The 26,879-nt window shown below is 61.9% G+C and carries 28 protein-coding genes and 1 tRNA gene; 27 read left to right on the top strand and 2 right to left on the bottom strand.

Annotation, left to right across the window (positions count from 1 at the left end; genetic code table 11):
• Nucleotides 1-594 precede the first annotated feature (594 nt).
• On the top strand, nucleotides 595-2,010 hold the full coding sequence (locus ABOC32_RS27670; protein ID WP_426809607.1) for an NAD(P)/FAD-dependent oxidoreductase: 1,416 nt from the start codon (nucleotides 595-597) through the stop codon (nucleotides 2,008-2,010).
• A 79-nt stretch (nucleotides 2,011-2,089) separates the two neighbouring features.
• Entirely contained in the window at nucleotides 2,090-2,587 is a 498-nt protein-coding gene (locus ABOC32_RS27665) for a RidA family protein (RefSeq protein ID WP_426809606.1), read from the top strand.
• 75 nt (nucleotides 2,588-2,662) lie between these two features.
• Here ABOC32_RS27665 and ABOC32_RS27660 read toward each other — a convergent pair.
• Nucleotides 2,663-2,747 (bottom strand) — tRNA-Leu (locus ABOC32_RS27660).
• A gap of 107 nt (nucleotides 2,748-2,854) precedes the next feature.
• Here ABOC32_RS27660 and queA point away from each other — a divergent pair.
• From queA to ABOC32_RS27630, 6 genes are all read left to right on the top strand, one after another.
• Complete coding sequence (queA, locus tag ABOC32_RS27655) at nucleotides 2,855-3,904, top strand: tRNA preQ1(34) S-adenosylmethionine ribosyltransferase-isomerase QueA (RefSeq protein ID WP_426809605.1); 1,050 nt, start codon at nucleotides 2,855-2,857, stop codon at nucleotides 3,902-3,904.
• A 14-nt stretch (nucleotides 3,905-3,918) separates the two neighbouring features.
• Nucleotides 3,919-5,034: a tRNA guanosine(34) transglycosylase Tgt gene (gene tgt / locus ABOC32_RS27650; RefSeq protein ID WP_016501406.1), complete on the top strand. Its 1,116-nt coding sequence runs from the start codon at nucleotides 3,919-3,921 to the stop codon at nucleotides 5,032-5,034.
• Between the two features lie 42 nt (nucleotides 5,035-5,076).
• Nucleotides 5,077-5,412 (top strand): preprotein translocase subunit YajC, encoded by a 336-nt coding sequence (gene yajC / locus ABOC32_RS27645; protein WP_016484964.1) that lies wholly within the window; start codon nucleotides 5,077-5,079, stop codon nucleotides 5,410-5,412.
• A gap of 63 nt (nucleotides 5,413-5,475) precedes the next feature.
• On the top strand, nucleotides 5,476-7,338 hold the full coding sequence (gene secD / locus ABOC32_RS27640; RefSeq protein WP_426809604.1) for a protein translocase subunit SecD: 1,863 nt from the start codon (nucleotides 5,476-5,478) through the stop codon (nucleotides 7,336-7,338).
• A 10-nt stretch (nucleotides 7,339-7,348) separates the two neighbouring features.
• Nucleotides 7,349-8,257: a protein translocase subunit SecF gene (gene secF / locus ABOC32_RS27635; protein ID WP_016484966.1), complete on the top strand. Its 909-nt coding sequence runs from the start codon at nucleotides 7,349-7,351 to the stop codon at nucleotides 8,255-8,257.
• Nucleotides 8,258-8,380: 123 nt separating this feature from the next.
• Nucleotides 8,381-8,923: a glycine zipper 2TM domain-containing protein gene (locus ABOC32_RS27630; RefSeq protein WP_426809603.1), complete on the top strand. Its 543-nt coding sequence runs from the start codon at nucleotides 8,381-8,383 to the stop codon at nucleotides 8,921-8,923.
• Between the two features lie 169 nt (nucleotides 8,924-9,092).
• Here the strand turns inward: ABOC32_RS27630 and suhB are convergent, their stop codons facing one another.
• The gene (gene suhB / locus ABOC32_RS27625) at nucleotides 9,093-9,911 is read right to left on the bottom strand and encodes an inositol-phosphate phosphatase (protein WP_012270588.1); all 819 of its coding nucleotides are present in this window, start codon (nucleotides 9,909-9,911) and stop codon (nucleotides 9,093-9,095) included.
• A 151-nt stretch (nucleotides 9,912-10,062) separates the two neighbouring features.
• Between suhB and trmJ the strand changes: the two genes are divergently transcribed.
• The 19 genes from trmJ (at nucleotide 10,063) to der (ending at nucleotide 26,780) form a co-directional block, all read left to right on the top strand.
• Nucleotides 10,063-10,818, top strand: a complete 756-nt coding sequence (gene trmJ, locus ABOC32_RS27620) for a tRNA (cytosine(32)/uridine(32)-2'-O)-methyltransferase TrmJ (RefSeq protein ID WP_426809602.1) — start codon at nucleotides 10,063-10,065, stop codon at nucleotides 10,816-10,818.
• 3 nt (nucleotides 10,819-10,821) lie between these two features.
• Nucleotides 10,822-11,607, top strand: a complete 786-nt coding sequence (cysE, locus tag ABOC32_RS27615; protein ID WP_252459016.1) for a serine O-acetyltransferase — start codon at nucleotides 10,822-10,824, stop codon at nucleotides 11,605-11,607.
• A 179-nt stretch (nucleotides 11,608-11,786) separates the two neighbouring features.
• Nucleotides 11,787-12,278 carry a Fe-S cluster assembly transcriptional regulator IscR gene (gene iscR, locus ABOC32_RS27610; protein ID WP_008092572.1) on the top strand — a complete coding sequence of 164 codons (492 nt, stop codon included), beginning with the start codon at nucleotides 11,787-11,789 and terminating at the stop codon, nucleotides 12,276-12,278.
• Between the two features lie 46 nt (nucleotides 12,279-12,324).
• Nucleotides 12,325-13,539 carry an IscS subfamily cysteine desulfurase gene (locus ABOC32_RS27605; RefSeq protein WP_043196983.1) on the top strand — a complete coding sequence of 405 codons (1,215 nt, stop codon included), beginning with the start codon at nucleotides 12,325-12,327 and terminating at the stop codon, nucleotides 13,537-13,539.
• Between the two features lie 47 nt (nucleotides 13,540-13,586).
• Nucleotides 13,587-13,973, top strand: a complete 387-nt coding sequence (gene iscU, locus ABOC32_RS27600; protein ID WP_007929523.1) for a Fe-S cluster assembly scaffold IscU — start codon at nucleotides 13,587-13,589, stop codon at nucleotides 13,971-13,973.
• Nucleotides 13,974-14,005: 32 nt separating this feature from the next.
• On the top strand, nucleotides 14,006-14,329 hold the full coding sequence (iscA, locus tag ABOC32_RS27595) for an iron-sulfur cluster assembly protein IscA (RefSeq protein ID WP_016501399.1): 324 nt from the start codon (nucleotides 14,006-14,008) through the stop codon (nucleotides 14,327-14,329).
• Nucleotides 14,330-14,337: 8 nt separating this feature from the next.
• On the top strand, nucleotides 14,338-14,859 hold the full coding sequence (gene hscB / locus ABOC32_RS27590; RefSeq protein ID WP_016501398.1) for a co-chaperone HscB: 522 nt from the start codon (nucleotides 14,338-14,340) through the stop codon (nucleotides 14,857-14,859).
• Nucleotides 14,860-14,901: 42 nt separating this feature from the next.
• Entirely contained in the window at nucleotides 14,902-16,764 is a 1,863-nt protein-coding gene (gene hscA / locus ABOC32_RS27585) for a Fe-S protein assembly chaperone HscA (RefSeq protein WP_426809601.1), read from the top strand.
• Nucleotides 16,765-16,767: 3 nt separating this feature from the next.
• Complete coding sequence (fdx, locus tag ABOC32_RS27580) at nucleotides 16,768-17,109, top strand: ISC system 2Fe-2S type ferredoxin (RefSeq protein ID WP_086979142.1); 342 nt, start codon at nucleotides 16,768-16,770, stop codon at nucleotides 17,107-17,109.
• A 10-nt stretch (nucleotides 17,110-17,119) separates the two neighbouring features.
• Nucleotides 17,120-17,320: a Fe-S cluster assembly protein IscX gene (iscX, locus tag ABOC32_RS27575; protein WP_003248529.1), complete on the top strand. Its 201-nt coding sequence runs from the start codon at nucleotides 17,120-17,122 to the stop codon at nucleotides 17,318-17,320.
• A 233-nt stretch (nucleotides 17,321-17,553) separates the two neighbouring features.
• The gene (gene ndk, locus ABOC32_RS27570; RefSeq protein WP_008092560.1) at nucleotides 17,554-17,979 is read left to right on the top strand and encodes a nucleoside-diphosphate kinase; all 426 of its coding nucleotides are present in this window, start codon (nucleotides 17,554-17,556) and stop codon (nucleotides 17,977-17,979) included.
• A 28-nt stretch (nucleotides 17,980-18,007) separates the two neighbouring features.
• The gene (gene rlmN / locus ABOC32_RS27565; protein ID WP_426809600.1) at nucleotides 18,008-19,153 is read left to right on the top strand and encodes a 23S rRNA (adenine(2503)-C(2))-methyltransferase RlmN; all 1,146 of its coding nucleotides are present in this window, start codon (nucleotides 18,008-18,010) and stop codon (nucleotides 19,151-19,153) included.
• 14 nt (nucleotides 19,154-19,167) lie between these two features.
• Entirely contained in the window at nucleotides 19,168-19,929 is a 762-nt protein-coding gene (gene pilW, locus ABOC32_RS27560; RefSeq protein ID WP_426809599.1) for a type IV pilus biogenesis/stability protein PilW, read from the top strand.
• Nucleotides 19,926-20,948 (top strand): RodZ domain-containing protein, encoded by a 1,023-nt coding sequence (locus ABOC32_RS27555; RefSeq protein WP_426809598.1) that lies wholly within the window; start codon nucleotides 19,926-19,928, stop codon nucleotides 20,946-20,948. The genes pilW and ABOC32_RS27555 overlap by 4 nt, the downstream gene beginning before the upstream one ends.
• 3 nt (nucleotides 20,949-20,951) lie before the next feature.
• On the top strand, nucleotides 20,952-22,061 hold the full coding sequence (ispG, locus tag ABOC32_RS27550) for a flavodoxin-dependent (E)-4-hydroxy-3-methylbut-2-enyl-diphosphate synthase (RefSeq protein ID WP_043196974.1): 1,110 nt from the start codon (nucleotides 20,952-20,954) through the stop codon (nucleotides 22,059-22,061).
• 25 nt (nucleotides 22,062-22,086) lie between these two features.
• Nucleotides 22,087-23,376: a histidine--tRNA ligase gene (gene hisS, locus ABOC32_RS27545; RefSeq protein WP_426809597.1), complete on the top strand. Its 1,290-nt coding sequence runs from the start codon at nucleotides 22,087-22,089 to the stop codon at nucleotides 23,374-23,376.
• Nucleotides 23,377-23,415: 39 nt separating this feature from the next.
• Nucleotides 23,416-24,057, top strand: coding sequence for a tetratricopeptide repeat protein (locus ABOC32_RS27540; RefSeq protein WP_016501391.1), 642 nt, complete (start codon nucleotides 23,416-23,418; stop codon nucleotides 24,055-24,057).
• Entirely contained in the window at nucleotides 24,058-25,200 is a 1,143-nt protein-coding gene (bamB, locus tag ABOC32_RS27535) for an outer membrane protein assembly factor BamB (protein WP_426809596.1), read from the top strand.
• 116 nt (nucleotides 25,201-25,316) lie between these two features.
• Nucleotides 25,317-26,780 carry a ribosome biogenesis GTPase Der gene (gene der / locus ABOC32_RS27530; protein WP_019472658.1) on the top strand — a complete coding sequence of 488 codons (1,464 nt, stop codon included), beginning with the start codon at nucleotides 25,317-25,319 and terminating at the stop codon, nucleotides 26,778-26,780.
• The last annotated feature ends 99 nt before the right edge of the window (nucleotides 26,781-26,879 follow it).

Here is a 26,879-nt window from a genome sequence, read left to right as displayed (position 1 = left end):
GGTCCCTGTGGGAGCGGGCATGCCCGCGAAGCACCCAGCGCGGTGGATGGCACCGGCTTCGCCGGTGTTCGCGGCTAAAGCCGCTCCCACAGGGACTGCATAAGCCTGAAGCCTGCGCGGTCCCTGTGGGAGCGGGCATGCCCGCGAATCAGTCGCCGCGGTGGATGGCACCGGTTTTAAAGCCACTGCTACAGGTAAACGCGGCCTGACGCTTGCGCAGTGCCTGTAGGAGCGGTCTTGTGTCGCGATGGGCTGCCGCGCACACGAACTAATGAATTCGCGCGCCTATTGCCTCAGCGAACTTTCGAAACTAAGCCAACTTCTTCGTAAAACTAACTTCCAACTTCCGGGTATTGGGTGTCGCCATATTAACTATTTATGTCTCCTGCTTGATAGTTTCAAAATAGCTGAACTAAGTATTTGCCCACAGCGCTTTTTCCCGACCCGGGTCATCAACAAAATAGCCGCCCTTCAATTTTAAGCATCAGCCAGCACGCGACGGCCGAAATTTGATCGCAGCGGCTGGCGGCCAGTTACGTGACCCGCCGCCTGATCTGATGCAACCCACACCGATTACCAGGAAAGGAAAGTGTCATGGGAATGACGAGGCGTAAATTTTTGATCGGCGGCGGCGTCGTGGCTATCGCAGGTGGCGCAGGCATTCTGACCCCCTTGCTGACCCGCGAAGGCCGGTTGATCCCCGGCAAACCGCGGTTTGGTTTTGTAGAAGGCACCGAAGGTGCGCTACCCAAGCAGGCAGACGTCGTCGTTGTTGGCGCTGGTATTCTGGGGCTCATGACCGCGATCAATCTTGTCGAGCGTGGCCTCTCGGTAGTCGTCGTTGAAAAAGGTGATATTGCCGGCGAGCAGTCCTGCAGGTTCTATGGTCAGGTCATGACCTACAAGATGCCTGATGCGACGTTCCAGTTGCACCATCTTGCCAAACAACGTTGGCGCGAGATGAACGCCAAAGTGGGTGCAGATACCAGCTATCGCACACAAGGCCGGGTCGAAGTGCCTTTCGATGAAGAAGACCTGGAAGGCGTCAGAAAGTGGATCGATGTCAAAAGCCGGGAAGTAGCAGCGGACAACCCCTTCAAGACTCGGATCATTCAAGGTAATGAACTCGAACAGCGGCTGCGCGGTGCATCCTCGAGCTGGAAAATTGCAGGTTTCGAGGAAGACTCCGGTAGCCTGGACGCCGAGCGCGCATCGTTTGTCATGGCGGAGTACGCCAAGAAAGTGGGTGTGCGCATCTACACCCACTGCGCCGCAAGGGGCCTGGAAACCCAGGCAGGCGTCATCTCCGATGTGGTGACCGAGAAGGGCGCCATCAGGACTTCTCGCGTGGTCGTGGCCGGCGGCGCCTGGTCCAGGCTGTTCATGCAGAACCTGGGCGTCGATGTGCCGACCTTGCCCGCCTACCAGTCCCAGCAAATCATCAGCGCGGCACCCCGTGCGCCGGGGGGCAACGTCGCACTGCCAGGGAACATCTACTTCCGCGAGCAGGCCGACGGTACATACGCCACCTCGCCGCGCGTCGTGGTTGCCCCGGTGGTCAAAGAGTCGTTCATGTATGGCTATAAATACCTGCCATTGCTGGCCATCCCCGACTTCCCGGTGCACATCTCACTCAACAAGCAACTGATCGATTCGTTCACTCAGCCAACGCACTGGAGGCTGGACGAGGTATCGCCCTTCGAGAAAAACAGGCTGATGACGGCGGCCCCGGATATCCCGGAGCTGGATGCATCGCTGGAAAAACTGAAAGTCGAGTTCCCTGCCTTCAAGGATGCGAAGTTGATCGATCAGTGGAGCGGTGCCATGGCCATCGCCCCGGATGAGAACCCGATCATTTCGCAAGTCAACGAATACCCAGGCCTGGTCATCAACACCGCGACCGGTTGGGGTATGACGGAAAGCCCGGTGTCGTCCGAGCTGACGGCAGACCTGCTGCTTGGAAAGGCGCCGGTGCTGGACCCGCAACCCTTCAGTTTGTATCGATTCTAAGTACACATACCGCAATGGAATGACCCGTACACGCATCATCGGTGCGTGTACATTCTTGTGTAACCATCAGGAGAGAACTATGAAATTCGCTTTCAAGACCGTTGCTGCACTGGCGTTGGGATTAGCCGGTGTCGGCAGCGCTCATGCACAAGATATCGTGCGCCATGGCGCAGGTAGTTTCCCTATCTCGTCGGCCGTGGAGATTCCTGCCGGGAAGTCGATCGTCTATCTGAGCGGTTCCGTCCCGTCGGTGATCCACCCCGATGCGCCCAAGGATTCGCTGGAAGCCTACGGTGATACCAAGGCACAAACCATCAATGTGCTTGAAAGCATCCAGCAGCAGCTGAAAGGGCTGGGTCTTGGCCTCACTGACGTGGTGAAGATGCAGGTGTTCCTGGTGGGCGGGCCGGAGAACGGCGGCAAGATGGATTTCGACGGTTTCATGGCCGGCTACACCCAGTTCTTCGGGCCAGCCGCCAAGCAGCCAGTGCTTCCTGCGCGCTCGGCGTTCCAGATTGCAGGCCTGGCGCACCCTGCCTGGCGGGTTGAGATCGAAGTGACCGCGGTTCGTCCCTGAGAGGACGTTTGCTGTAGCCCGACATAATCGTCGGGCACAAAAAAACCGACCATAAGGTCGGTTTTTTCCGGATTTTGGTGCCCCGAGGGAGACTCGAACTCCCACTCCTTTCGAAAACGGATTTTGAATCCGCCGCGTCTACCAATTCCGCCATCAGGGCGTGTGGCGCGCAGTATAGAGAGGTGCCGCTAGTCGGTCAATCGGCTTTCATGGTCAATTTTCACGCGTTGGGCTAAACTTCCCGGCCCTGCCGAACCGAACATCATCATGCGTGTCGCCGATTTTTCCTTCGAACTCCCTGATTCCCTGATCGCCCGCCACCCGTTGGCCGAGCGCCATGGCAGCCGTCTGCTGGTGCTCGATGGGCCGACCGGCGCGCTGTCGCACCGGCAATTCCCCGACCTGCTCGAATACCTGCGCCCCGGCGACCTGATGGTGTTCAACAACACCCGGGTGATCCCGGCGCGGTTGTTTGGCCAGAAAGCCTCTGGCGGCAAGCTGGAAGTGCTGGTCGAGCGCGTGCTCGACAGCCACCGGGTGCTGGCCCATGTGCGTGCCAGCAAGGCGCCGAAAGTAGGCGCGGTCATCCTTGTCGATGGCGGTGGCGAGGCCGAAATGGTCGCACGCCATGACACGCTGTTCGAGCTGCGTTTCACCGAAGAGGTGCTGCCACTGCTCGACCGCGTCGGCCACATGCCGCTGCCGCCCTACATCGACCGCCCCGACGAGGGCGCCGACCGTGAGCGCTACCAGACCGTGTACGCCCAGCGCGCCGGTGCGGTTGCCGCACCCACTGCGGGCCTGCACTTTGACGAAGCGCTGCTGGAAAAGATTGCTGCCAAGGGCGTGGAGCGGGCTTTCGTTACCCTGCACGTGGGCGCGGGCACCTTCCAGCCGGTGCGGGTCGACAAGATCGAAGACCACCACATGCATAAAGAATGGCTCGAAGTGGGCCAGGATGTGGTCGATGCCATCGAGGCCTGTCGCGCACGCGGCGGCCGGGTGATCGCGGTCGGTACCACCAGCGTGCGTTCGCTGGAAAGCGCGGCGCGCGATGGCGTGCTCAAGGCTTTCAGCGGCGACACCGACATCTTCATCTTCCCGGGCCGGCCGTTCCATGTGGTCGATGCCCTGGTCACCAACTTCCACCTGCCGGAGTCCACGCTGCTGATGCTGGTCTCGGCGTTCGCCGGTTACCCCGAGACCATGGCTGCCTACGCGGCGGCGGTCGAGAACGGGTACCGCTTCTTCAGTTACGGTGATGCCATGTTCATCACCCGCAATCCGGCGCCACGCGGCCCCGAGGATCAAGCATGAGTCGCACCTGTCGAATGTCCTTCGAACTGCTGGCTACCGACGGCAAGGCCCGTCGTGGCCGCATCACCTTCCCACGTGGCACGGTGGAAACCCCGGCGTTCATGCCGGTGGGCACCTATGGCACGGTCAAGGGCATGCTGCCACGCGATATCGAGGCCATTGGCGCCGAGATGATCCTGGGCAACACCTTCCACCTGTGGCTGCGCCCGGGCACCGAGGTGATCAAGAAGCACAACGGCCTGCACGACTTCATGCAGTGGAAAGGCCCGATCCTCACCGACTCCGGTGGCTTCCAGGTATTCAGCCTGGGCGCCATGCGCAAGATCAAGGAAGAGGGCGTGACCTTCGCCTCGCCAGTCGATGGCTCGAAGGTGTTCATGGGCCCTGAAGAGTCGATGCAGGTGCAGCGTGACCTGGGCTCGGACGTGGTGATGATCTTCGACGAGTGCACCCCGTACCCGGCCGAGCACGACGTGGCACGTACCTCCATGGAGCTGTCGCTGCGCTGGGCCCAGCGCTCGAAGAACGCCCACGCCGACAACACGGCGGCGCTGTTCGGCATCGTCCAGGGTGGCATGTACCAGGACCTGCGCATGCGCTCGCTGGAAGGCCTGGAAAACATCGGCTTCGACGGCCTGGCCATCGGCGGCCTGTCGGTGGGCGAACCCAAGCACGAAATGATCAAGGTGCTGGATTACCTGCCGGGCATGATGCCGGCTGACAAACCTCGTTACCTTATGGGGGTAGGCAAACCGGAAGATCTCGTTGAGGGTGTGCGCCGCGGCGTCGACATGTTCGACTGCGTGATGCCTACGCGTAACGCGCGTAACGGCCATCTGTTCGTCGATACAGGGGTGATCAAGATCCGCAATGCGTTCCATCGCCACGATGAATCGCCGCTGGATCCGACCTGTGACTGCTACACCTGCACCAACTTCTCCCGTGCCTATCTCCATCACCTGGACAAGTGCGGCGAAATGTTGAGCAGCATGCTGAATACCATCCACAACTTGCGCCATTACCAGCGCTTGATGGCCGGTTTACGCGAGGCTATTCAACAGGGTAAATTGGCCGCCTTTGTCGACGCCTTCTACGCCAAGCGCGGGCTTCCCGTACCGCCTTTGGACTGACTGTCTGCATCCATTATTAGAAAATTACATTAGGAGTGCCCAATGAGCTTCTTCATCCCCGCCGCATACGCGGACGCTGCAGCACCTGCCGCTGGCCCAGCCGGTACCGGCTTCGAGTGGATTTTCCTGGTCGGTTTCCTGGTCATCTTCTACCTGATGATCTGGCGTCCACAGGCCAAGCGCGCCAAAGAGCAGAAGAACCTGCTCGGCAACTTGCAGAAAGGTGACGAAGTTGTCACCAACGGCGGCATCGCCGGCAAGATCGTCAAGGTTTCCGATGACTTCGTGGTGCTGGAAGTTTCCGACACTGTCGAGCTGAAGTTCCAGAAGGGCGCCATCGCGGCAACCCTGCCAAAAGGTACGCTCAAGGCTATCTGAGTTACCGGTTTTATTTTCCAGTCGGGGCGCGCAAAGCGCCCCGCGTCTTGAACGGGCGGCGTGATGCTGAACAAATACCCTCTGTGGAAATATGCACTGATCGTGCTGGTACTGGTGGTCGGTTTCATTTATTCCGCTCCCAACCTCTACCCGGATGACCCGGCGGTACAGATCAGCGGTGCCAGCTCGGCGCTGCAGGTGAACCAGGCCGACCTCGATCGCGTCAGCAAGGCGCTGGTCGATGCCAAGATCGCCGTCAAGGGCGTTAGCCTGGGTGAGAAGGGCAGCGGGCTGATCCGCCTGACCAACCAGGAAGACCAGCTGCCAGCCAAGGATGTAGTGCGCAAGGCACTGGGCGATGATTACGTCGTGGCCCTGAACCTGGCACAGACTACCCCGCAATGGCTGCGCAACCTGGGTGCAAGCCCGATGAAGCTGGGCCTGGACCTGTCCGGTGGTGTGCACTTCCTGCTGGAAGTGGACATGGACAAGGCCATGACGGCCCGCATGAAAGTCTACGAAGGCGAGGTCAAGACCTTGCTGCGCAAAGAGCGCGTCCGCTACCGCAGCCTGCCTCAGCAGGATGGCGGCATCATGCTGGGCTTCTCTGACGATGCAACCCGCGAACAGGCACGTGCCCTGATCCGCAAGAATTTCAATGATTTCGACGTCACCACCACCGAGCGCAACGACCTCGCCGTGCTGCGTCTGGCGCTGACTCAGGCAAAAGTTGCCGAGATCCGCGAATACTCGATCAAGCAGAACCTCACCACTGTCCGCAACCGTGTCAACGAGCTGGGCGTGGCCGAGCCACTGGTACAGCGCCAGGGCGCCAACCGTATCGTGGTCGAGCTGCCGGGCGTGCAGGACACTGCGGAAGCCAAGCGTATCCTCGGTAAAACCGCCAACCTGGAGTTCCGCTTCGGTGCCGAGCCGGGTGCGTCCAAGGCCACTACCGAAGTGTTCGAGTTCCGCGAAGGCGGCCGTTCTGCTCCGGTCGAGCGCGGCCTGATCATCACCGGTGACCAGGTTACCGACGCCCAGGCCAGCTTTGACGAGCACGGCCGCCCACAAGTGAACATCCGCCTGGATGGCCACGGTGGCGAGCTGATGAGCCGTGCTACCCGTAGCAACGTCGGCCGCAGCATGGCAGTGATCTTCATCGAGCAGAAGCCGGTCACCCGCTACGTGAAGCAGACCGTCGACGGCGTCGAGAAAGACGTTGCCGTACAAAGCTTCGTGGAAGAGAAGAAGATCATCAGCCTGGCGACCATCCAGTCGCCGCTGGGCAGCCAGTTCCGCATCACCGGCCTGAACGGCCAGGGCGAATCGTCCGAGCTGGCCCTGCTGCTGCGTGCCGGTGGTCTGGCCGCGCCGATGTACTTCGCTGAAGAACGTACCATTGGCCCAAGCCTGGGTGCCGACAACATCACCAAGGGTGTCGATGCGTCGCTGTGGGGCATGCTGTTCGTCTCGCTGTTCATCATCGCCATCTACCGTGGCTTCGGCGTGATCGCCACCATCGCCCTGGCGGGCAACATGGTGCTGCTGCTGGCGCTGATGTCGCTGCTGGGTGCCACCCTGACCCTGCCGGGCATTGCCGGTATCGTGTTGACCATGGGTATGGCGGTGGACGCCAACGTACTGATCTTCTCGCGGATCCGCGAAGAGCTGAAATCCGGCATGTCGGTACAGCGCGCCATCCATGAAGGCTTCAACCGCGCCTACACCGCGATCATCGACGCCAACCTGACCAGCCTGCTGGTCGGCGGCATCCTGTTCGCCATGGGTACCGGCCCGGTCAAAGGCTTTGCGGTTACCATGTCCCTCGGGATTTTCACCTCGATGTTCACCGCCGTCATGGTGACCCGCGCAATGGTCAACCTGACCTGCGGCGGGCGTGACATCAAGAAGCTGTGGGTTTGAGGGAGCTGCGATGAAAACCATCAACTTCATGGGCGTGCGCAATGTCGCGTTCGCCATTACCGTGCTCCTCACCGTGCTGGCGCTGTTCAGCTGGTGGCAGAAGGGCCTCAACTTTGGCCTGGACTTCACCGGCGGTACGCTGATCGAGCTGACTTACGAGCGCCCGGCCGACCTCAAGGCGGTGCGTGCCGAGCTGGTCGATTCCGGCTTCCACGAGGCCGTGGTGCAGAGCTTCGGTGCTACCACCGACCTGCTGGTGCGTATGCCGGGTGATGACCCGCAGCTGGGTAACAAGGTGGCCGCTGCCCTGCAGAAGGCTGGCGGCGACAACCCGGCCACGCTCAAGCGTGTCGAGTTCGTTGGCCCGCAGGTGGGTGAAGAGCTGCGCGACCAGGGCGGCATGGGCATGCTCATGGCCTTGGGCGGCATCCTTATCTACCTGGCCTTCCGTTTTCAGTGGAAGTTCGCCGTGGGTGCGATCGTCTCGCTGATCCACGACGTGGTGGTCACCCTGGGTATCCTGTCGTTCTTCCAGATTACCTTCGACCTGACGGTACTGGCGGCGGTGCTGGCGATCATCGGCTACTCGCTGAACGACACCATCGTCGTGTTCGACCGGGTGCGTGAGAACTTCCGCGTCATGCGCAAGGCTTCGCTGATCGAGAACATCAACGTTTCGACCACCCAGACCCTGCTGCGCACCATCGCCACCTCGGTTTCGACCTTGCTGGCCATTGCCGCGCTGCTGTTCTTCGGTGGCGACAACCTGTTCGGCTTCTCGCTGGCCCTGTTCATCGGCGTCATGGCCGGTACCTACTCGTCGATCTACATCGCCAACGTGGTACTGATCTGGCTGAACCTGAACAGCGAAGACCTGATCCCTCCAGTCAAGGCTGAGGGTGTGGACGAGCGTCCGTAAGGCCCTGTCCCTACGCCGTCCGGCGACCAAAAAAGGCGCGAGTGTTGAACTCGCGCCTTTTTTTTTGCTCCAAGGCTGGGAGAAGCGCGGGTTGATACCCGCTGGTACGATCAGGAGGTTCACGTGAATAAATCAATGCTGGTGGGTGCGGTGCTGGGTGCTGTCGGTGTAACTGCCGGAGGTGCTGTGGCGACCTACAGCTTGGTGAACAAAGGCCCCGAAGTCGCCCAGGTGACTGACGTGCAGCCGATCAAGCAGCAGGTGAAAACCCCGCGTGAAGTATGCAAGGACGTGACCGTGACGCGTCAGGCGCCGGTCAAGGACCAGCACCAGATTGCCGGTACCGTGGTCGGTGCGCTGGCAGGTGGTTTGCTGGGTAACCAGATTGGCGGCGGTACCGGCAAGAAAATCGCCACCGTGGCCGGTGCGGTTGGTGGTGGCTATGCCGGTAACAAGGTGCAGGAAGGCATGCAGCAGCGTGACACCTACACCACCACGCAAACCCGCTGCAATACGGTCAATGACATCAGCGAGAAGGTGGTGGGTTACAACGTGACCTATTCCATCGGTGATCAGGTAGGCAAGGTGAAGATGGACCGCGAGCCGGGGTCGACCATTCCGCTGGACAAGAATGGCAAGCTGATCCTGAGCGAAGCTGGCCAGTGATTGATGTTGCCTGAATTAGCCTCTTCGCGGGTGAACCCGCTCCCATAGATGTAATGTGACCCCTGTGGGAGCGGGTTCACCCGCGAAGAGGCCGGCTCAGGCAATACAAAGCTGTCAGGCACAAAAAAAGCACCCCGAGGGGTGCTTTTTGCGTTTCGGCCATCCGCGCTTAGCGCTTCATGCTTTCTGGCAGGTGCGGCTGGATAGCGGTCAGCACAGCCTTGAAGCACTTGATGTTGCCTGCAACGATGTGGCCTTTGTCGAGGAAGTCGTGGCCACCGTTGAAGTCGCTCACCAGGCCACCGGCTTCCTGGATCAGCAGCACGCCGGCTGCCATGTCCCATTCGGACAGGCCCGACTCCCAGAAGGCGTCGAAGCGGCCAGCGGCCACGTAGGCGAGGTCCAGGCTGGCGGAGCCGGCGCGGCGGATGCCGGCGGTCTGGCCAGTCAGGGCGCGGAACATGCCGAGGTAGTTGTCCATGTCGGCCATCTGGCCATCACGGAACGGGAAGCCGGTACCCAGCAGGGCGCCTTCCAGGCTGGTGCGCGAGCTGACGCGCAGGCGACGGCCATTGAGCTGGGCGCCACGGCCACGGCTGGCGGTGAATTCTTCCTGGCGTACTGGGTCGAGCACCACGGCGTGCTCAAGGCGACCACGGTATTTGCAGGCGATGCTGACGGCAAAGTGGGGGATGCCGCGCAGGAAGTTGGTGGTGCCGTCCAGTGGGTCGATGATCCACAGGTAGTCTTTGCCTTCTTCGCCGGTGCCCGCGTGCATGCCCGTCTCTTCACCCTGGATGGAGTGGTTCGGGTAGGCCTTGCGCAGCGCGTCGACGATTTTCTGCTCGGCGGCACGATCAACCTCGGAAACGTAGTCCTTAGCCTCTTTCTCGTCCACCTTGATGCTATCCAGGCGTTCGATGGAGCGGAAAATCAGTTCACTGGCGCTGCGAGCGGCGCGCAGGGCGATATTCAGCATAGGCTGCATGGGCGGGTCACCTGGAGATGTTAAAGAAGAAAGCCGAACATTCTAGCAGAAAAGTTTGTCGGCAGAAGTGTCACATTTGCTTTCATGGCGTTACGTCTGTCGGTTCTGTAAGATCGAAGGCCCTGATTCCTGCATCTGTGAGCACAACACCTTGCTGCAAAATATTCGTGTTGTTCTGGTCAATACCAGCCACCCCGGCAACATCGGCGGCGCTGCGCGTGCCATGAAAAACATGGGCTTGTCGCGCCTGGTGCTGGTGCAGCCGAAAGAATTCCCCGCCCTGGAAGCCAGTGCCCGCGCCTCGGGCGCCGACGATGTGCTGGATAACGCCCAGGTGGTCGACACCCTTGAACAGGCGCTGGTCGGCTGTAACCTGGTGATGGGTACCAGCGCCCGCGAGCGCAGCATCCCCTGGCCGTTGATTGGCCCGCGCGAGTGCGGGGCCAAGGCGGTGGAGCATGCCAAGGGTGGCGAAGAGATCGCCCTGGTGTTCGGGCGCGAGCACGCCGGCCTGACCAACGAAGAACTGCAGCGATGTCACTTCCACGTGCACATTCCCTCCAACCCCGACTTCAGCTCGCTGAACCTTGCGGCCGCTGTCCAGGTGCTCTCTTACGAGGTGCGCATGGCATCGTTGGCTGCCGGTGAAGCACCGGGCAAGGTCGAGAAGGTTGACGCCAGCGAGCTGGCGACAATGGACGAAATGGAGCTGTTCTACGACCACCTGGAGAAAACCCTGGTGGGCATCGGCTTCCTCGACCCCGAAAAACCCAAGCACCTGATGCCGCGCCTGCGCCGGCTGTATGGGCGGGTGGCGGTCGAGCGTACGGAAATGAGCATTTTGCGCGGCATCCTCACCGAGACCCAGAAAGTGGTCCGGGGCGAGCCGCATAAACGGAAGGACTGACAGATGTTCGAACGCCTGCGTGAAGATATTCAAAGCGTATTCCACCGTGACCCGGCTGCGCGCAATGCCTTCGAGGTGCTCACCTGCTACCCGGGCATGCATGCCATCTGGCTGCACCGCCTGGGCAATGCCCTGTGGAAGCGTGATTTCAAGTGGCTGGCCCGGCTGGTGTCGAACTTCGGCCGCTGGTTGACCGGTATCGAGATCCACCCCGGTGCCACCATCGGCCGGCGCTTCTTCATTGACCACGGCATGGGTATCGTCATCGGCGAAACTGCCGAGATCGGCGATGACGTCACCCTTTACCAGGGTGTGACCCTGGGCGGCACCAGCTGGAACAAAGGCAAGCGCCACCCCACCCTGGAAAACGGCGTGGTGGTAGGGGCGGGGGCCAAGGTGCTGGGCCCGTTCACCGTCGGCGCCGGGGCCAAGATCGGCTCCAATGCGGTGGTGACCAAGGCCGTACCGGCCGGCGCCACGGCGGTGGGCATCCCGGGGCGGATCATCGTCAAGAGCGAGGACACCGAAGTCGAGGCCAAGCGCAAGGCCATGGCCGAGAAGATCGGTTTCGATGCCTACGGTGTCAGTGGCGACATGCCTGACCCGGTGGCGCGTGCCATCGGCCAGATGCTCGACCACTTGCAGGCTGTCGACGAGCGGCTGGAGGGCATGTGTGGTGCCCTGACCAAGATGGGTAGCGACTATTGCGCCAAGGAGCTGCCGGCCCTGCCGGAAGATGAATTCACCGAGGTTGCCCAGGTGGCCCAGCGCGACACTCAGTCGCATTGATTGCGCCGCGCTGAAACCCTTGTGACATACGGGGCGTGTGCTCACGCCCCTCGTCTGCTACAATCGCGCCCGCCTCCCCGACGCAAACCCGACTAAAGCACTAGGTCTAATAGTTGACTTAAATGCTCGGGAATCGCATACTCGCACACATCCCGAAACTCCCGTGGTACCCAATAGCCATGCGACTGACTACCAAAGGCCGATACGCCGTGACTGCCATGCTTGACCTGGCGTTGCACGCGCAGCATGGGCCGGTGTCTTTGGCCGACATTTCCGAGCGCCAGGGCATTTCCCTCTCTTATCTGGAACAGCTGTTCGCCAAGCTGCGCCGCAGCAGCCTGGTCTCCAGCGTGCGCGGTCCAGGCGGTGGCTACCAGCTGTCGCGGGGCATGGAAACCATCCAGGTGGCCCAGGTCATCGATGCGGTCAACGAATCGGTCGATGCCACCCGTTGCCAGGGCCTCGGGGACTGCCATGCCGGTGATACCTGCCTGACCCACCACCTGTGGTGCGACCTCAGCCAGCAGATCCATGAATTCCTCAGCGGCATCAGCCTGGCCGACCTCGTCATGCGCCGTGAGGTGCAGGAAGTTGCCCAGCGCCAGGACCTGCGTCGTGTCGCAGGCCGAACCGCCCAGCTGGACAAGATTGAGACGTCCGCCGTCGATTGATCCCCCCGGGACGATGAGCGACGCCACCGCCTGATAGGAGAGACAAATGAAGTTGCCGATCTACCTTGATTACTCCGCGACCACCCCGGTCGACCCACGTGTGGCCCAGAAAATGGCCGACTGCCTGCTGGTCGACGGGAACTTCGGTAACCCGGCCTCGCGCTCCCACGTCTTTGGCTGGAAAGCCGAAGAAGCGGTCGAGAACGGTCGTCGTCAGGTTGCCGAACTGATCAACGCCGATCCGCGCGAAATCGTCTGGACCAGCGGTGCCACCGAGTCCGACAACCTCGCCCTGAAAGGTGTCGCGCACTTCTATCAGACCAAAGGCAAGCACATCATCACCTCCAAGATCGAGCACAAGGCGGTACTGGATACCGCTCGCCAGCTGGAGCGTGAAGGTTTCGAAGTCACCTACCTGGAACCGGGCGAAGACGGCATCGTCACCCCGGCCATGGTAGAAGCGGTGCTGCGCGACGACACCATCCTGGTCTCGCTGATGCACGTGAACAACGAAGTCGGCTCGATCAACGACATCGCTGCCATCGGTGAACTGACCCGTTCGCGCGGCGTGCTGTTCCACGTTGACGCCGCCCAGTCGGCCGGCAAGGTCGAAATCGACCTGCAAAAGCTGAAAGTCGACCTGATGTCGTTCTCGGCGCACAAAGTCTACGGCCCGAAAGGCATTGGCGCGCTGTATGTCAGCCGCAAGCCGCGTGTACGCCTGGAAGCCATCATCCACGGCGGTGGCCATGAGCGCGGCATGCGTTCGGGCACCCTGCCGACCCACCAGATCGTCGGCATGGGCGAAGCGTTCGCCATTGCCAAACAGGAAATGGCCGCCGAAAACGTGCGCATCAAGGCCCTGAGCGACCGCTTCTTCAAGCAGGTCTCGGACCTCGAAGAGCTGTACGTCAACGGCAGCAGCACCGCTCGCGTGCCGCACAACCTGAACCTGAGCTTCAACTACGTCGAAGGCGAGTCGCTGCTGATGTCGCTGAAAGACATCGCCGTATCGTCCGGTTCGGCCTGCACCTCCGCTTCGCTCGAGCCGTCGTACGTACTGCGCGCTCTGGGCCGTAACGACGAGCTGGCGCACAGCTCGATCCGCTTCTCCTTCGGCCGTTTCACCAGCGAAGAAGAAGTCGACTACGCCGCGCAGAAAGTCTGCGAGGCCGTCAACAAACTGCGTGAGCTGTCGCCGCTGTGGGACATGTACAAAGACGGCGTTGACATCTCCAAGATCGAGTGGGCCGCCCACTAAGCAGTCGCCGGCAAGAGCGGCTCCCCTGATGAGGAAGGAATAGCACCATGGCTTACAGTGAAAAGGTCATCGACCACTACGAAAACCCACGCAACGTCGGCAAGATGAACGCCGAGGACCCGGATGTCGGTACCGGCATGGTCGGTGCCCCAGCGTGCGGTGACGTGATGCGTCTGCAGATCAAGGTCAACGAGCAAGGCATCATCGAAGACGCCAAGTTCAAGACTTACGGCTGCGGTTCGGCCATCGCTTCCAGCTCCCTCGCCACCGAGTGGATGAAGGGCAAGACCCTGGACGAAGCCGAAACCATCAAGAACACCCAGCTGGCGGAAGAACTGGCGTTGCCGCCAGTGAAGATCCACTGCTCGGTACTCGCCGAGGATGCCATCAAGGCAGCCGTTCGCGATTACAAGCAGAAAAAAGGCTTGATCTAAGTCGCCTGCAAGGTAAGAGGTAAGGAGTTCTGATGGCTATCAGCATGACAGAAGCCGCCGCCAACCACGTGCGGCGTTCCCTCCAGGGGCGCGGCAAGGGCGAAGGCATTCGCCTGGCCGTGCGCACCACCGGCTGCTCGGGCCTGGCCTACGTGCTGGAGTTCGTCGACGAAGTGGCGGGCGAAGACCAGGTGTTCGAGAACCACGGCGTGAAGGTCATCATCGACCCGAAAAGCCTGGTGTACCTTGACGGCACCGAACTGGACTTCGTCAAGGAAGGGTTGAACGAAGGCTTCAAGTTCAACAACCCCAACGTGCGCGGTGAGTGTGGCTGCGGCGAAAGCTTCAACGTCTGAGGCTGGCTGTGGGTACTCCTTGTCATTACGCTCTGTTTGATCTCCAGCCGTGCTTTCGGCTGGACCTCGACAAGCTGGCCACTCGCTATCGCGAGCTGGCCCGCGAGGTCCATCCTGACCGCTTTGCCGACGCTTCCGAGCGTGAGCAGCGGGTAGCGCTGGAGAAGTCCGCGGCCCTCAACGACGCCTACCAGACCCTGCGCAGTGCGCCGCGCCGTGCCCGCTATCTGCTGGCCATCGGTGGCCACGAAGTGCCCCAGGAGGTCACGGTCCACGACCCCGACTTCCTGCTGCAGCAGATGCAGTGGCGCGAAGAGCTCGAAGAGCTGCAGGACGAAGCCGACCTCGATGGTGTTGCCGTGTTCAAGAAGCGCCTCAAAGGTGCCCAGGACACGCTGAACGAGGATTTCGCCGCCTGCTGGGATGTGCCTGCCGAGCGCGACAAGGCCGAACGCCTGATGCGCCGCATGCAGTTCCTCGACAAGCTCGCCCAAGAAGTGCGCCAACTGGAAGAGCGCCTCGACGATTAACCCGGCGTTGCCCGTGATGACGCCTAAGGTATTCAGATAAGCATGGCCCTACTGCAGATCGCCGAACCCGGTCAAAGCCCTCAGCCGCACCAGCGCCGCCTGGCGGTGGGTATCGACCTGGGTACCACCAATTCTCTGGTCGCTGCCGTGCGCAGCGGTCGCAGCGAACCCCTGCCCGATGCGCAGGGCAACGTCATTCTGCCCTCTGCGGTGCGCTACCTGGCTGGCCACAACGAGGTCGGCCTGGCTGCGCGCGAGGCCGCCGCCAGCGACCCGCTGAACACCGTGCTGTCGGTCAAGCGCCTGATGGGGCGCGGCCTGGCCGACGTCAAGCAATTGGGTGAGCAGCTGCCGTACCGCTTCATTGGCGGTGAATCGCACATGCCGTTCATCGACACTGTCCAGGGGCCGAAGAGCCCGGTGGAAGTGTCCGCTGACATCCTCAAGGTGCTGCGTGAGCGTGCCGAAGCGACCCTGGGCGGTGACCTGGTGGGCGCGGTGATCACCGTGCCGGCTTATTTCGACGACGCTCAGCGCCAAGCGACCAAGGATGCGGCCAAGCTGGCCGGCCTGAACGTGCTGCGCCTGCTCAACGAGCCAACTGCCGCTGCCGTTGCCTACGGCCTGGACCAGAATGCCGAAGGCCTGGTGGCCATCTATGACCTGGGTGGCGGTACTTTCGATATTTCGATCCTGCGCCTGACTGCTGGTGTGTTCGAAGTACTGGCCACCGGCGGTGATACCGCCTTGGGTGGTGACGACTTCGACCACGCCATTGCTGGCTGGATCATCGAGCAGGCTGGCCTGTCCTCCGACCTCGATCCGGGTACCCAGCGCCAGCTGTTGCAGGCCGCTTGCGCCGCCAAGGAAGCCCTGACCGACGCTGACGTGGTCAGCGTCAGCCACGGTGCCTGGCAGGGCGAGCTCAGCCGGGCCGCCTTCGATGCCATGATCGAGCCGCTGATCGCCCGCAGCCTCAAGGCCTGCCGCCGCGCCGTGCGCGACAGCGGTGTCGAGCTTGAGGAGGTAGGTGCAGTGGTCATGGTCGGTGGTTCGACCCGCGTACCGCGTGTGCGTGAGGCTGTCGGTGCACTGTTTGGCCGCACGCCGCTGACCTCGATCGACCCTGATCAGGTGGTCGCCATCGGTGCCGCCATCCAGGCCGATACCCTGGCCGGCAACCGCCGCGAAGGCGGTGAACTGCTGCTGCTTGACGTCATCCCGCTGTCCCTGGGCCTTGAGACCATGGGCGGGCTGATGGAGAAGGTGATCCCGCGTAACACCACCATTCCGGTGGCACGTGCCCAGGAGTTCACGACTTATAAAGATGGCCAGTCGGCCATGATGATTCACGTACTGCAGGGCGAGCGCGAGCTGATCAGCGACTGCCGCTCCCTGGCACGCTTCGAGCTGCGCGGTATTCCGGCGATGGTTGCCGGCGCTGCAAAAATCCGCGTCACCTTCCAGGTGGATGCCGACGGCCTGCTCAGCGTTGCCGCCCGTGAACTGGGCTCGGGCGTGGAAGCCAGCATTCAGGTCAAGCCGTCCTACGGCCTGACCGACGGCGAAATCGCCCGTATGCTCAAGGACTCCTTCGAACACGCAGGTTCCGACAAGCAGGCCCGTCAGTTGCGCGAGCACCAGGTGGACGGCGAGCGTCTGCTCGAAGCAGTACAAGGCGCCCTGGACGCCGATGGCGAGCGCCTGCTCAGCAGCGAAGAGCGCGAAGCCATCGAATTCCAGATGCAAGAACTACGTGATTTGCTCGCCGGCACCGATGGCGCAGCCATCGAGCAACAGACCAAGCGTCTGTCGCAGGTGACCGACGCATTTGCCGCCCGTCGCCTTGATTCGACGGTCAAAGCCGCACTGGCCGGGCGCAACCTGAATGAGATCGAGGAGTAACCGATGCCGCTGGTGACATTCCTGCCGCACGAGAAGTTCTGCCCCGAGGGGCTGACCGTGGAGGTGCCGACCGGGACCAACATCCTGGAGCTGGCCCACGACCATCACATCGAGATGGAAAGCGCCTGCGGCGGCGTCAAGGCTTGCACTACTTGCCACTGCGTCGTGCGCAAGGGCTTCGACTCGCTCGAGGAAGCCGACGAGCTGGAAGAGGACATGCTGGACAAGGCGTGGGGCCTGGAAGCGCAGTCGCGTCTGGGCTGCCAGGTGGTCGTGGCCGATGCAGACCTGACCATCGAGATCCCCAAGTATTCGCTTAACCACGCTGCCGAAGCACCGCACTGAGGGCCTGTACATGAGTCTGAAATGGGTTGATGTACTTGAGATCGCCATCCAGCTTGCAGAAAGCAAGCCTGAGGTCGATCCTCGTTATGTGAATTTCGTCGACCTGCACCGCTGGGTGCTGGCATTGCCAGAGTTCAGCGACGATCCGTCACGCGGCGGTGAGAAAGTGCTTGAGGCAATCCAGGCCGCCTGGATCGACGAAGCCGACTAAAGGCTTGTGCCAAAAGTCGCCGAGCGCCGATCAGGCAAGGCGAAAACAGGCGAGGAAGCGGAATTTACTGGTTGTAAATGAGCATTCCGAGCCTGTTTTCAACGCAGCATGATCGTCGCGCAGGCACTTTTGGCACAAAGCCTGTGCGTCATTTGCAGGTTAGGCAATCCCCTAAAACCCGCGTATAATTCGCGGGTTTAATTTTTCGTAACACTCATATTCTGGAGTTTTCCATGGCTGTTCAACGTACTTTCTCGATCATCAAGCCTGACGCAGTTGCCAAAAACGTCATCGGCAAGATCACCACTCGCTTTGAAGAAGCCGGCCTGAAAATCGTTGCCTCGAAAATCAAGCAACTGTCCAAAGCCGAAGCCGAAGGCTTCTACGCTGAGCACAGCGCTCGCGGCTTCTTCGGTGACCTGGTTGCCTTCATGACTTCCGGCCCGGTTGTTGTTCAGGTTCTGGAAGGCGAAAACGCCATCGCTCTGAACCGTGAGCTGATGGGCGCTACCAACCCTAAAGAAGCTGCTGCCGGCACCATCCGTGCTGACTTCGCCGAGTCGATCGACGCCAACGCCGTTCACGGTTCGGACTCCGAAGCTGCTGCTGCTCGCGAAATCGCTTACTTCTTCGCTGCTACCGAGGTAACCACTCGCTAAGCGAAAGCTTACGGGTGAGGGTGAATCCATGACGACATCTACTGGCAAAATCAACCTGTTGGGTCTGACCCAGCCGGAAATGGAACAATTCTTCGACTCAATCGGGGAGAAGCGCTTCCGTGCCGGCCAGGTGATGAAATGGATTCACCATTTTGGCGTGTCCGACTTTGCGGCCATGACCAACGTAGGCAAGGTCTTGCGCGAAAAGCTCGAGGCCGTTGCCGAGATTCGCCCACCGGAAGTGGTCAGTGAAGACATTTCCGCCGACGGCACCCGCAAGTGGGTGATCCGCGTTGCCTCCGGCAGCTGCGTCGAGACCGTCTACATTCCTACCGACGACCGCGGCACCCTGTGCGTATCGTCGCAAGCCGGCTGTGCCCTGGATTGCAGCTTCTGCTCCACCGGCAAGCAAGGCTTCAACAGCAACCTCACCGCCGCTGAAGTCATCGGCCAGGTGTGGCTTGCCAACAAATCCTTCGGGACCGTTCCTGCCAAAGTCGACCGCGCGATTACCAACGTGGTCATGATGGGCATGGGCGAGCCCTTGCTGAACTTCGACAACGTCATCGCCGCCATGAAAATCATGATGGATGACCTGGGCTATGGCATTTCCAAGCGTCGCGTCACCCTGTCCACCTCGGGCGTGGTGCCGATGATCGACGAACTGGCCAAGCACATCGACGTGTCGCTGGCCCTGTCGCTGCATGCACCGAACGACGAACTGCGCAACAAGCTGGTACCGATCAACAAGAAGTACCCGCTGAAAGTGCTGCTGGAGTCGTGCATGGGCTACATGTCCACCTTGGGTGGCAAGCGCGTGCTCACCGTCGAGTACACCCTGCTCAAGGACGTCAACGACCAGCCCGAGCATGCCGCGCAGATGATCGAGTTGCTGCGCGATGTGCCGTGCAAGATCAACCTGATCCCGTTCAACCCGTTCCCGCATTCGGGCTACGAGCGGCCGAGCAACAACGCCATTCGTCGCTTCCAGGACCTGCTGCACCACGGTGGTTTCAACGTCACCACCCGTACCACCCGTGGTGAGGACATCGATGCCGCCTGTGGCCAGCTGGTCGGCCAGGTCAACGACCGTACCCGTCGCAGCGAGCGCTACATCGCCGTACGCCAGCTTTCCGCGGACGTCGAGCTGCAAGACAGCGCCGCCAGCCACTGACCGGGACCTTGCCCATGAGCCTGCGCGCTGCGCTGTCGATCCTTGCGCTTTTGCTGCTGGCCGGCTGCGTGTCGGGCGGCGCGGGCGACCCCCTGGCCAGCCGCCAGGGCAGGGCGGATGCGGGGCGTGCCTATGTGCAGCTCGGCCTGGGTTATTTGCAACAGGGTTTGACCGAGCAGGCCAAGGCGCCGCTGGGCAAGGCCCTGGCCCTGGACAGCCGTGATGCCGACGCCCACGCCGCCCTGGCGCTGGTGTTCCAGGCCGAAGGTGAGCCGGCATTGGCCGAAGCGCACTTTCGCAAGGCCTTGCAGGCCCGCACGGGCGACACGCGAATTCGCAACAATTACGGCAGTTTCCTTTATGCTCAGGGGCGATTTGCCGAGGCCGAGCAGATGTTTCGCCTCGCCAGTAGCGATACCCTGTATCCTGAGCGCTCACGCGTGTACGAGAACCTGGGCCTGACTGCCCTGAAGCTCGAACGCCGCGATCAGGCCCATGCGTATCTGCACAAAGCGTTGCAACTCAACCAGCGGCAACCGAAAGCGTTGCTGGAAATGGCTGAGTTGTCCTACGAAAACAGGCATTATGTGCCGGCCCGGGACTACTACGATCGTTTCAGCCAGCTGAGCGACCACGATGCCCGTAGCCTGCTGCTGGGCAGCCGCCTTGCCAGGGTGTTCGACGAGCAGGGCACACTGGCCGAGCTGGGCCAGCAATTACAACGACTTTATCCCGGTACGCCGGAATATCAGCAATACCTGTCGGAGCAACGATGAACGCCGCGCATCCCGAAGTAGCAGTAGCGCCTGGCCAGAACCCCGGTGAGCTTTTGCGCCTGGCCCGTGAGAAACGGGACTGGTCTCAAGCCGAGGTGGCCCGCAAGCTCAACCTCACTGTCAGTTCGTTGAACCATGTGGAAACCGGCGCCTTCGACAAGCTGCCCGGTCATACCTTCGCCCGTGGCTATATCCGCGCCTATGCCAAATTGATGGACCTCGACCAGGCCACCCTGGTAGAAGCCTTCGACCGCTACACCGGCACCCACGCCAAAGGCAGCGATGTGCACTCGCTGGGCCGTATCGAAGAGCCGGTACGCCTGTCGCACAACATCCTGCGCGGCGTCAGCCTGCTGTTGCTGGTGGCTGTGGTCGGCGGTGGCTTCGTCTGGTGGCAGGACCAGGGCAGCCTGCGTGGCAAGGACCTGGCCAAGATGGCCCTGGAGCACGTCGAAGTCGAAAGCGCCGACGGCACCACCCAGATTCACCCGCTTGACGAGCCTGAAGATCAGGCCGTGACCGCCGGCCAGCAGCCTGAAAGCGCGCCGCTGGCACTGAACCAGGGCACTGCCGAACAGCCTGCCGGTGCTGTCGAACAGGCCCCGGCAAGCCCGGCGCCAACAGCTGCTGCACCCGCGCCCGCCCAGCAGATGCCTGCACAACCTGCAGCCAGCGTAGCGCCTGCTCCGGTGGCACCGGCTAGTCCTGCACCGGCTGCCGTTGCGCCTGTAGCGCCAGCCGCCGTGGCCGCTGCCGAGCCAGCCGCAGTGCCGGCAGGCAGCGCCAAGGTCGCCATCCAGTTCACTGCCGATTGCTGGACGCAGGTCTCCGACGGTAACGGCAAGGTGCTGTTCAGCGCCGTCAAGCGCAAGGGGGACAACCTCGAGCTGACCGGCAAGCCGCCGTTCGCGGTGCGCCTGGGCTTTGCCCGGGGCGCCCAGGTCAGCTACAACGGCCAGGCCGTCGATGTTGCCCCGTTCACCAGTGGCGAGACTGCTCGCCTGAAGTTGGGACAGTAAGTCATGCACGGCGAATCTCCGATCAAACGTCGCGAATCCCGCAAAATCTGGGTCGGCAATGTGCCGGTGGGTGGTGATGCACCTATCGCGGTGCAGAGCATGACCAACACCGACACCAACGACGTGGCCGCCACCGTGGCGCAAATCCAGCGCCTGGTCGATGCCGGCGTGGACATCGTGCGGGTTTCGGTGCCGGACATGGACGCGGCCGAGGCGTTTGGCAAGATCAAGCAACTGGTCAGCGTGCCGCTGGTCGCCGATATCCACTTCGACTACAAGATCGCCCTGCGCGTGGCCGAACTGGGCGTCGACTGCCTGCGTATCAACCCGGGCAACATCGGACGCGAAGACCGTGTACGCGCCGTGGTCGATGCTGCCCGCGACCGTGGCATCCCGATCCGTATCGGCGTCAACGCCGGGTCCCTGGAAAAGGACCTGCAGAAGAAGTACGGCGAACCGACCCCGGCGGCGCTGGTGGAGTCGGCCCTGCGCCACGTCGAGCACCTCGACCGCCTGGACTTCCAGGACTTCAAGGTCAGCGTCAAGGCCTCCGATGTGTTCATGGCCGTCGAAGCCTATCGTTTGCTGGCCAAGCAGATCGTGCAGCCGCTGCACCTGGGCATCACCGAAGCCGGTGGCCTGCGTTCAGGGACGGTGAAATCCGCCGTCGGCCTCGGTATGCTGCTGGCCGAGGGCATTGGCGATACCATTCGTATCTCGCTGGCGGCCGACCCGGTCGAAGAAGTGAAAGTCGGCTACGACATCCTCAAGTCGCTGCACCTGCGCTCGCGTGGCATCAACTTCATCGCCTGCCCGAGCTGCTCGCGGCAGAACTTCGATGTGGTCAAGACCATGAACGAGCTGGAAGGGCGCCTGGAAGACCTGCTGGTGCCGCTGGACGTGGCGGTGATCGGTTGTGTGGTCAACGGCCCAGGTGAAGCCAAGGAAGCCCATGTAGGCTTGACCGGCGGCACGCCGAACCTGATCTACATCGACGGCAAGCCGGCGCAGAAGCTGACCAATGACAACCTGGTCGATGAGCTGGAAAGGCTCATCCGTCAGAAAGCGGCCGAAAAGGCCGAAGCCGACGCGGCGCTGATCGCCCGTGGCTGACACACAGCATTCGTAAGGACTTTTCGTGAGCAAATCGCTGCAAGCCATCCGTGGCATGAACGACATCCTGCCAGAACAGTCGCCACTGTGGCGCTACTTCGAAGGCACCGTGGCCGGTCTGCTGGACACCTACGGGTACAGCCAGATCCGCACGCCGATCGTCGAGTTCACCGAGCTGTTCAAGCGCTCGATCGGTGAAGTGACCGACATCGTCGAAAAAGAGATGTACACCTTCGAGGACCGCAACGGCGATTCGCTGACCCTGCGCCCCGAAGGCACCGCCGCGTGCGTACGTGCCGTGCTGGAGCACGGCATCACCGGCAACGGCCAGGTGCAGAAACTGTGGTACATCGGCCAGATGTTCCGCCACGAGCGCCCGCAGAAGGGCCGCTACCGCCAGTTCCACCAGATTGGCGTGGAAGTGTTCAACCTGGACGGCCCGGACATCGATGCCGAGCTGATCATGCTGACCTGGCGCCTGTGGGGCCTGCTGGGCATCCAGGATGCGGTCAAGCTGGAACTCAACAGCCTGGGTACCAGCGAAGCCCGCGCGCGCTACCGTGATGCGCTGGTCGAGTTCCTCTCGGCGCGCCTGGAGCAACTGGACGAAGACAGCCAGCGCCGCCTGAAGAGCAACCCGCTGCGCATCCTCGACAGCAAGGACCAGAACACCCAGGCGGTGCTGGTCGGCGCGCCGAAGCTGGAAGATTACCTGGACGAAGAGTCGCGCGTGCACTTCGAGGGCCTGAAGGCTCGTCTGGACGCTGCCGGCATTCCGTTCGTGATCAACACCAAGCTGGTGCGTGGCCTGGACTACTACAGCAAGACTGTCTTCGAGTGGGTGACCGACAAGCTCGGGGCCCAGGGCACTGTTTGTGCCGGTGGCCGCTATGACGGCCTGGTCGAACAGATGGGCGGCAAGCCGACCACTGGCGTTGGTTTCGCCATGGGCATCGAGCGCCTGATCCTGCTGCTGGAAACCCTGGGCAAGGTGCCGGAGTCCATCAGCCGCCAGATCGACGTTTACCTGTGTGCCTTTGGCGAGCAGGCCGAGCTGGCTGGCCTGCGCCTGTCCGAAACCCTGCGTGACCGCTTGCCGGGCTTGCGCCTGGCAGTCAACGCCGGTGGCGGCAGCTTCAAGAGCCAGTTCAAGAAAGCCGACAAGAGCGGTGCATTGTTCGCGCTGATCCTGGGCGACGACGAACTGGCCAAGCAAGAGATCGGTTTGAAGCCCCTGCGTGGCCAGGGCGAACAACAGAACATTGCCTGGGATGCTCTGGCAGAGCACCTGGAAACTGCGATCGCGCAAGCGTAACGCGGTTCAACAAGCGAATAGGCGAAAAGGAGTATTGGGGTGTCGAGTACCGATGATGATGACCTGGCAGGGGTCAAGGACTGGTGGAACCGCAACGGCAAGCCGCTGCTGACCGGCGCATTGCTGGCGGGCGTGGTGGTGTTGGGCTGGAATACCTGGCACAAGTACCAGAACAACCAGTCCCAAGGTGCCTCGCAGCTGTATCAGGCGTTGCTTGAGACCAGCCTGACGCCGACTGGTCAGCCAGACGCCACCAAGGTTGCGGAACTGGCCGGCAAGCTCAAGAGCGAGTTTGGCGGTACCGCCTATGCCCAGTACGGCAGCCTGTTCGTGGCCAAGGTCGCGGTCGAGAGCGGCAAGCTCGACGACGCCGCTGCCGAGCTGAAAGGCGTGCTGGACAAGCCGGCCGACGTGACCCTGGGCGAGATTTCGCGCCAGCGTCTGGCGCGCGTGCTGGCCGCCCAGAACAAGGCCGAGGATGCCCTCAAGCTGCTCGACGGCGACGCCGACAAAGCCTTCCTGGCCAGCCGTGAAGAGTTGAAGGGTGACCTGCTGGTACAGCTGGGTCGCGCCGACGACGCGCACAGCGCTTACGAAAAAGCCAAGGCGGCGCTGTCTGATGAGGCGGCTGTCGGTGGCCTGCAATTGAAGCTGGATGACCTGGCTAAAGGGGACGCGTAAGTGATCGGTTGGAAACATGCAGCAGTGCTGACCCTGGCCGTACTGGCCGCCGGTTGCAGCAGCAACAGCAAGAAGGAACTGCCCCCGGCCGAGCTGACCAAGTTCACCGAGGAAGTGGTGCTGAAGAAGCAGTGGAGCCGTTCGATCGGTGACGGCCAGGGTGAGACCTACAACACCCTGGTACCGGCCATCGAAAACGACCGTATCTATGCGTCCGACGTCAATGGCGAAGTCTTCGCCCTCGACCGCATCACCGGTGACGTGGTGTGGAAGAAGGACCTGGATCTGCAGGTTTCCGGCGCTGTCGGCGTGGGCTACGGCCTGGTCATGCTCGGCACCCTCAAGGGTGAAGTCATTGCCCTGGACTCCAGCACCGGTGAAGAGCGTTGGCGCTCGCGCGTGACCAGCGAAGTGCTGGCCCCGCCCGCCAACAACGGTGATGTGGTCGTGGTGCAGACCCAGGACGATCGCCTGATCGGCCTGGATGCCGCCACTGGCGATCGCCGCTGGATCTACGAGAACTCCCCGGCCGTACTGACCCTGCGTGGCACCGGTGCACCGATCGCCACCAACCGCCTGGCCGTCGCCGGCCTGTCCACCGGCAAGGTGGTGGCGGTGGACATCAACAACGGTGTGCCGGTGTGGGAAAGCCGCGTGGCCATCCCGAAAGGCCGTTCCGAACTGGACCGTGTGGTTGATATCGACGGCGGCTTGCTGCTGTCTGGTGGTACCCTGTACGTCAGCACCTACCAGGGCCGTGTAGCGGGCCTGGACCTGGAAAGCGGCCGCGAGCTGTGGCAGCGCGATGCTTCCAGCTATGTGGGCGTCGCCCAGGGCTTCGGTAACGTCTACGTCAGCGAAGCTTCGGGTACCGTGGAAGGTGTGGATGAGCGCTCTTCCAGCGCCCTGTGGAGCAACGACAGCATGGCTCGCCGCCAGCTGACCGCGCCTGAAGTATTCAGCAGCTACGTGGCTGTGGGTGACTTTGAGGGTTACCTGCACCTGCTGAGCCAGGTGGATGGCCGCTTCGTCGGCCGTGAACGTATCGATAGCGATGGCCTGCGCGCCCGCCCACTTGTGGTCGGCGACACCATCTATGTCTTTGGCAACAGCGGCAAGCTCGAGGCACTGACCATCCGCTGAAGCTATGCTTGAAGCCTTGGCGGGTTTCAAGCCGCGGCGTAGGACACGCCGCCCAAACTCCGGCCGCTGCCTTGCAGCGGCCTTTGCATTTTCAAGAATTCGAGAGTGGAGAGCCGATGGTTCCCGTAATTGCCCTGGTGGGCCGCCCGAACGTCGGCAAATCCACCATGTTCAACCGCCTGACCAAAACCCGCGATGCCATCGTGGGTGACCTGTCGGGCCTGACCCGTGACCGCCAGTATGGTGATGCCAGCTGGCAGGGTCGTTCCTTCATCCTGATCGACACCGGCGGTATTACCGGTGACGAAGTGGGCATGGACGAAAAAATGGCCGAGCAGTCGCTCATGGCCATCGAAGAAGCCGACTACGTGCTGTTCCTGGTTGATGCCCGCGCCGGTATGACCGCCGCTGACCAGATGATTGCCGAGCACCTGCGCAAGCGTAACAAGTCGGCGATTCTGGTCGCCAACAAGATCGACAACATCGACCCCGATGTTGCGCGCGCCGAGTTCTCGCCGATGGGCATGGGCAACGCCATTCCGGTGGCGGGCTCCCAGGGCCGTGGTATCAGCGCCCTGATGGAAGCCGTGCTCGGCCACCTGCCGCGTGATGCCGAGGAAGAAGCCCTTGACCAGGACGTCGCCGAAGGCGAGGAAGCCGTGCGCATTCCTGGCCCAAGCGAGAAGGATGGCATCAAGATCGCCATCATCGGCCGCCCGAACGTTGGCAAGTCGACCCTGGTCAACCGCATGCTCGGCGAAGAACGTGTGGTGGTCTACGACGAGCCGGGTACTACCCGTGACAGTATCTACATCCCGTTCGAGCGTGATGGTGACAAGTACACCTTCATCGACACCGCCGGGGTGCGCAAGCGCGGCAAGATCCACGAGGAAGTCGAGAAGTTCTCGGTGGTCAAGACGCTGCAGGCGATCAAGGACGCCAACGTCGTCATCTTCGTCATGGACGCCCGTGAAGGGGTGGTCGACCATGACCTGAACCTGCTGGGCTTCGCCCTCGAAGCCGGCCGCGCCATCGTCATCGCACTGAACAAGTGGGATGGCATGGAGCCGGGTGAGCGCGCCTACGTGAAGACCGAGCTGGAGCGCCGGCTGTTCTTCGTCGACTTCGCCGACATCCACTTCATCTCCGCCTTGCACGGCACCGGCGTGGGCAACCTGTACAAGTCGGTGCAGGCCGCGTTCACCTCGGCTGTGACCCGCTGGCCAACCAGCCGCCTGACGCAGATCCTCGAAGATGCTGTCAGCGAGCACCAGCCACCGCTGGTCAACGGCCGCCGCATCAAGCTGCGCTATGCCCACCTGGGTGGTGCCAACCCGCCGCTGATCGTGATTCACGGCAACCAGACCGAGAGCATTCCAAAGTCGTACTCGCGTTACCTGGAAAACACCTACCGCCGCGTGCTGAAGCTGGTTGGTACGCCGATCCGCATCGAGTACAAGGGCGGTGAGAACCCGTACGAGGGCAAGAAGAACACCCTCACCGACCGCCAGGTCAACAAGAAGCGCCGTTTGATGTCGCACCACAAGAAGGCCGAGAAGAAGCGTCGCGACAAGCGCTGATTCCGCGTCAGCTTCTTCGCGGGCTTGCCCGCTCCCACAGGTATTCCGAAACCCTTGAGGTTTGTGCAGGACCTGTGGGAGCGGGCAAGCCCGCGAAGG

The organism is Pseudomonas sp. WOUb67 (assembly GCF_050058005.1).
Classification (GTDB): domain Bacteria; phylum Pseudomonadota; class Gammaproteobacteria; order Pseudomonadales; family Pseudomonadaceae; genus Aquipseudomonas; species Aquipseudomonas putida_R.
The sequence above is the reverse complement of the archived record's forward strand: the minus strand, read 5'-3'. Positions and strand labels throughout refer to the sequence as shown.